Here is a 6,102-nt window from a genome sequence, read left to right on the forward strand (position 1 = left end):
CCCGGGCGCTGGTGACAGGCAGCAGCGCCCGGGGGCGGCGTGGAATGCGAAAAACCGACGCCTGACCCGCCATTGGCCCTAGTGCAGGGCGTTGCGGGCGAAGTGCCGGGGCCTGAAGCCGCACAGATACAGGCAACCGAAATAGGTCACCACGCCGGCGCCGATCAACGCCCCCAGGCGCAGGAACCGTGCCAGCATGTTGCCCTGCTCCCAGGCCGGCAGGAAGTGCATGCCCACCAGCAGTACCGCCACCATCAGGGTGACCGCCAGCACCAGCTTGAGCAGGAACATCGCCCAGCCCGGTTGCGGCTGGAACAGCTGCTGGCTGCGCAGCTTCCAATACAGCAGGCCGGCATTCAGGCAAGCGCCCAGGCTGATCGCCAGGGCCAGGCCTGCGTGTTGCAGCGGGCCGATCAGTGCCAGGTTGAAGCCTTGGGTGCACACCAGGGTGAAAATGGCGATCTTCACCGGGGTACGAATATTCTGCTGCGCATAGAAGCCCGGTGCCAGTACCTTGACCAGAATGATCGCCAGCAGGCCGACCGAATAGGCGATCAGCGCACGCTGGGTCATGGCCGCGTCGAAGGCGCTGAACTTGCCGTATTGGAACAGCGCGACGGTCAGCGGCTCGGCCAGGATCGCCAGGGCCAGGGTACACGGCAGCACCAGCAAAAAGCACAGGCGCAGGCCCCAGTCGAGGATCCGCGAATACTCCTCGCGGTCCTTGTTGGCGTAGGTCTTGGCCAGGGTGGGCAGCAGGATGGTGCCCAGGGCCACGCCGAGCACGCCCGAGGGCAGCTCCATCAGGCGGTCGGCGTAGTACATCCACGACACGGATCCGGCCACCAGGAAGGAGGCGAAGATGGTGTTGATAATCAGCGAAATCTGGCTCACCGACACCCCGAGGATGGCCGGCAGCATCTGCTTGAGCACCCGCCACACGCCCGTGTCGCGCAGGTTCAGGCGCGGCAGCACGAGCATGCCGATTTTCTTCAGTGCTGGCAGTTGGTACAGCAGCTGGGCAAGGCCACCGGCCAGCACGCCCCAGGCCAGGGCCATGATCGGTGGGTTGAAGTACGGCGTCAGCAGTACGGCGAAGATGATCATCGCCACGTTGAGCAGCGTGGGGGTGAAGGCCGGCACCGAAAAACGGTTCCAGGTGTTGAGGATCGCACCGGCCAGGGACGACAGGGAGATCAACAATATATAAGGAAAGGTCACCCGCAGCAGGTCGGTGGTGAGCTGGTACTTCTCGGCACTGTCGACAAAGCCCGGTGCGGTGGCCCACACCACCCAGGGCGCGGCCAGGATGCCCACGGCCGTGACCAGGGCCAGCACCAGGGTCAGCAGCCCGCTAACGTAGGCAATGAAGGTGCGCGTGGCCTCGTCGCCCTGTTGGGTCTTGTATTCCGCCAGGATCGGTACGAAGGCCTGGGAGAACGCCCCTTCGGCGAAAATGCGCCGCAGCAGGTTGGGCAACTTGAAGGCGATGAAGAAGGCGTCGGTGGCGATGCCGGCGCCGAAGACACGGGCCAGGATGGTGTCGCGCACGAAGCCCAGCACCCGGGAAACCATGGTGATGGAGCTGACTGCAGCCAGGGATTTGAGCAGATTCATCGAAAAGATTCACGCCAGGGACAGAGGACGCTGCCAGACAGCGTTCGAATGTGCGATACTCCCGCGCCTTCGCAGGGGAGCCAAAAATTCCCGAGTTTACAGGTAGCACGCCAGAAAGGAATATTTCCCGCCTGCTGCTGCACCACTCGGCGGAACCCTGCAGGTGGCCTTGACATCCGGTCTACTCATCGGCATGATTCGCGGCCTATTTTGTTTGCTATTTACCTAAAGTCTTTCGAGGAGCTCGACGGTGGCCAACACACCTTCCGCCAAGAAACGTGCAAAACAGGCTGAGAAGCGTCGCAGCCACAACGCCAGCCTGCGTTCCATGGTCCGCACCTACATCAAGAATGTAGTTAAAGCCATCGACGCAAAAGACGCCGAAAAAGCGCAAGCCGCTTACGTTCTGGCTGTACCAGTAATCGACCGTATGGCCGACAAAGGTATCATCCACAAGAACAAAGCTGCTCGCCACAAAGGCCGTCTGAATGGCCACATCAAGGCGCTGAAAGAAGCTGCAGCTGCCTAAGCGACGTTCTTGTCGAAAAAACCGACCCTAGGGTCGGTTTTTTTATGCCTGCGATTTAGCCCTCGGTCAATGGCACGGGCTACGCCCGTGTTCGCGGGTGAACCCGCTCCCACAAAGGGGGAACGGGCCAACCTTTCCATCACTTGGCGATCTGAATCTTCGGCGCCCACTGCAGCCAGGCATCTTCGGGCTTGTCGAACAGCGCGAAGGTCTGCTGCGGCCGGGCCGGGTTGCCCATCTGTTCACCTTCGGGCGTTGCGAAGGCAATGCCGCCGTCGATCAGCGTTTCCAGGGACTCGGTACGCACCGTCGCGCCCTTGAACAGGCCCCAGTCGAAGCCGAAGCCGCTGCTGTTCCAGAACCGGCTACCGCCACGCACCAGCGCCGCATAACGCGGCTCGATCAGGATATGGATCAATACCCGGTCCGCCGTTTGGCCGAGCTCGAAGCCGGTCACCTTGCCCACCGCCACTTCACGGTAGGTAACCGGCACGCCCGGTTTGATCGAACCACGGCGGGGGGCACTGAGGGTCAACGGCAAACCGACTTCCTCCCCAGCCACCTCGGGCGCATCGGCCAGGGCGATGAAGTCGTGCTGCACGCCCTTGTCCTTGATCGCCGGCTGCACCTCCAGGTACTGGCCGCCGATCAAGGTATCGAGGTTTTCCGTGCGCACCAGCCCCAGGGCCGGCTTGACCACCCAGAACTGCGTGCCAACCCGGGCAATACGCTCGGCGGCCTCGGTGATGCGCGCACGCAGCATGACAGCCTGCAGGTCCTTGGTCAGGTCGACGCTTTCGACGCTGCCCACGTCCAGGCCACGGAAACGAATGGGTGTGCCCGGCTTGAGGCCATCGGCGCGGTCCACGCGAATGGTCACCAGGGTGCCGGCGCGGTTCACTGCATCCTGGTTTTCCAGCAGGCGGAAGCGCGGAATATGCCGCTTCAGCGCCACATTGGGCCTTGGCGTGTCGAAGGCGATACCACCGGCCATCAGCGTCTGCAGCGACTCACTCTTGATCTTGATGCCCGACAGGCCTCCGGTCAGGGTGATGCCACTGACGTTCCAGAACCGCGACGACCCGTTCACCAGGTTTTCGTATTCCTTCTCGATGTGCACACCGATCAGGATGCGGTTGCTGTTACGCGCAAACTGGTAGCTCTGCACGCTGCCGACCTTGACCTGGCGGTACATCACCGGGCTGCCGACTTCCAGCGAACCCAGGGTATCGGCGAACAGCACCAGGTGCAGGCCCGGCGCCTTGAGGTCCAGCGGCGGCGCCTTGGCCCTGGCCTCGAACTCGCGCTGCGGCTTGGCACCGCGCTCACCCGGGCGAATGGCAATGTAGTTACCTTTGACCAGTGCTTCCAAGCCGGTGATGCCCGCCAGGGAAATCGACGGCTTGACCACCCAGAACTGGGTACCCTCGACCAGGTAGTCTTCGGTCAGTGGGTCCAGGGTCAACTCGGCGGTGGCGCTGGCAAGGTTGTCCTCCATCTTCAAGGTCTTCAGCGACCCCACCTGAATACCTTTGTACATGACCGGCGTGCGGCCAGCCTGCAGGCCTTCGTAATCGCTCAGCTTGACCTTCACGCGGATCCCCGCCTGGGCGGCATCGAAGTCCTCGTACAGGCGAAACGGCAGGCTCGGGTCGGTGGGCGGGCTGTCCTTGCGGTACTCAGGGGTGGCGAAGGCGATACCGCCGGCGACGATACTCGACAGCGACTCGCTGCGCACCTTCACGCCGGACAGGTCGGCGTCGATGCTGATGCCACTGGCATTCCAGAACCGCGTGTGCTTGCGCACCAGGCTTGCGTAGGCAGGCTCGATGAAAACCTTGACCTCCACAGTGCTCTGGTCTTCGGACAAGCGGTAGCTCTTCACCCGGCCTACCTGGATCTGCTTGTAGAACACCGGGCTGTCGCGGTTGAGCGAGCCCAGGCGTTCGGCCTTGAGGGTCAGGTGCAGGCCCGGCTCGCTGTCGGACAGTGGCGGCGCCACCTTCAGGGCAGTGAAGCGCTTGGTGCGCTCGCCCTCGCCAGGGCTGACCGCAATGTAGTTGCCCGATACCAGTGTTTCCAGGCCAGAAATACCCGCCAGGCTGACGCTCGGCTTCACCAACCAGAACCGCGTGCCCTTGGTCAGGTGCGGCTCGGCGGCCTTGTTCATCTCGATGGTGGCGATAACGCCCTGCTTCTCACCCTCGGCGTCGAGCACCAGCTTGGTGACCTTACCGACCGACATGCCTTTGTAGATCACCTCGGTCTTGTTGGCGACGATGCCTTCGCCTGTCTCGAAACGTACTTCGATCTCCACGCCGGCATCGCGGTAGGCCTGCCAAGCCAGCCAGCCGCCGATCATCAGCGCAATCAGCGGCAGGATCCAGATGGCCGACCAATTGGAGGCAGGGCGGGTTTTAGCCGTTGGCATGTCACTCATGGTCGTCATCCGACTCCGTGTTATCCCAGATCAGTCGGGGATCGAAAGTTAAAGCGGCAAGCATCGTGAGAATCACCACAGTAGCGAAGGCGACAGCGCCCAGGTTGGCTTCGACACTGGCGATACGGCCGAAATTCACCACGGCCACGAGAATGGCGATGACGAAGATGTCCAGCATGGACCAGCGCCCAATGAATTCGATGAAGCGGTACATCAGGATGCGTTGGCGCGCCGACAGTGGCTGGCGGCGCTGCACCGAATACAGCAGCAGGCCGATACCCACCAGCTTGAAGGTGGGCACCAGAATGCTGGCGATGAACACCACGGCCGCGATCGGCACCATGCCATGCTTGAGCAAGGTGATAACGCCCGACATGATGGTGTCGCCACTGCCCTGCCCCAGGGTACTGACCGTCATGATCGGCAACAGGTTGGCCGGGATGTACAGGATCGATGCCGTGATCAGCAGCGCCCAGGTGCGGATGATGCTGTTGGGGCGCCGCGCATGCACGGTGGCGCCACAACGGGTGCAGGTTTGCGAGTCGCTCTCGGCATCCTGACGGTTCAATTCGTGGCACTCATTGCACACCACAATGCCTGCATCAATCGCCCGCATGAAGATCCTCCCCGGACAGTGCACTCCAGATCTGGTGGGGCGACATCACCACTTCGAGCCAAACCTGAATCAGCAGCAGGCTGATGAAACAGAACAGGCCCAGGCCCACGGTCAGCTCGGCCAGGTCGACCAACTTGACGATCGCCACCAGCACGCCCATGAAATAGACCTCGAGCATGCCCCAGTCACGCAGGTGGTGGTAGATGCGATAGCACAGCAGCCCATAGCTGCGGCCGATATTCAGGCGAATGCTCAGCAGGACGGCCAGCTGGCACAACAGCTTGAGCAAGGGGATGGCCATGCTGCACAGGAACACGACCACAGCGACGCCGCGCATGTCTGAGTTGTACAGGCCCAGCACACCACTCCAGACGGTATCGTCGGAGGACTGGCCAAGCAGGTGCAACTGCATGATCGGCAGGAAATTGGCTGGCACGAACAACAACAGGGCCGTCAGTACCAGCGCCAGGCTGCGATTGACCACATTGTAGCGATGGGCGTACAGCTCGTAGCCACAGCGCGGGCACAAGGCTTTCTCGCCGTGATGGAGCACAGGCTTGCGCAGCAGCAGGTCGCATTCGTGGCAGGCGACGAGGTCGTCCAGCGGCAATTGCTCCAGGGCTTCGGTTTTGACAGGTTCTGGCATCTCGAGGTTCTGAATAGGTACGTCGGCTCTATTCTAGTGTTCCAGCTCGAAATGTGGGAGCTGCCAAAAACGAGCCCTGCGCAAGCCCCCGTAGGAGCGAGCAAAGCTCGCGATGCGGTCGGCCAAGCGTAAGCGTACGGGCAAACCGTCTTGCACGACTAAGCTGGACGCCACCTATGCGGCAGCAGCGCAGCAATCTCACTCGCCCGCTGCGTAGGCAGGCGCGTCAGCACATCCTTCAGGTAGGCATACGG

General features: G+C 62.2%; 6 protein-coding genes. 1 reads left to right on the top strand and 5 read right to left on the bottom strand.

Annotated elements, in window-relative coordinates:
- Positions 1–78: 78 nt before the first annotated feature.
- Complete coding sequence (gene murJ, locus F3J44_RS27700; RefSeq protein WP_167059324.1) at positions 79–1,617, bottom strand: murein biosynthesis integral membrane protein MurJ; 1,539 nt, start codon at positions 1,615–1,617, stop codon at positions 79–81.
- A gap of 250 nt (positions 1,618–1,867) precedes the next feature.
- Here murJ and rpsT point away from each other — a divergent pair, with 250 nt between their 5' ends.
- Positions 1,868–2,146: a 30S ribosomal protein S20 gene (gene rpsT / locus F3J44_RS27705; RefSeq protein WP_003247625.1), complete on the top strand. Its 279-nt coding sequence runs from the start codon at positions 1,868–1,870 to the stop codon at positions 2,144–2,146.
- Positions 2,147–2,285: 139 nt separating this feature from the next.
- Here the strand turns inward: rpsT and F3J44_RS27710 are convergent, their stop codons facing one another.
- From F3J44_RS27710 to F3J44_RS27725, 4 genes are all read right to left on the bottom strand, one after another.
- Positions 2,286–4,586, bottom strand: coding sequence for a PqiB family protein (locus F3J44_RS27710; RefSeq protein ID WP_167059327.1), 2,301 nt, complete (start codon positions 4,584–4,586; stop codon positions 2,286–2,288).
- Complete coding sequence (locus F3J44_RS27715) at positions 4,579–5,202, bottom strand: paraquat-inducible protein A (RefSeq protein WP_167059330.1); 624 nt, start codon at positions 5,200–5,202, stop codon at positions 4,579–4,581. The genes F3J44_RS27710 and F3J44_RS27715 overlap by 8 nt, the downstream gene beginning before the upstream one ends.
- Positions 5,189–5,848, bottom strand: coding sequence for a paraquat-inducible protein A (locus tag F3J44_RS27720; RefSeq protein WP_167059333.1), 660 nt, complete (start codon positions 5,846–5,848; stop codon positions 5,189–5,191). The genes F3J44_RS27715 and F3J44_RS27720 overlap by 14 nt, the downstream gene beginning before the upstream one ends.
- A gap of 158 nt (positions 5,849–6,006) precedes the next feature.
- Positions 6,007–6,102: transposase domain-containing protein (locus F3J44_RS27725; RefSeq protein ID WP_167269783.1), on the bottom strand; the 96-nt coding region annotated here is incomplete at its 5' end.

The organism is Pantoea sp. Tr-811 (assembly GCF_011752535.1).
GTDB lineage: Bacteria > Pseudomonadota > Gammaproteobacteria > Pseudomonadales > Pseudomonadaceae > Aquipseudomonas.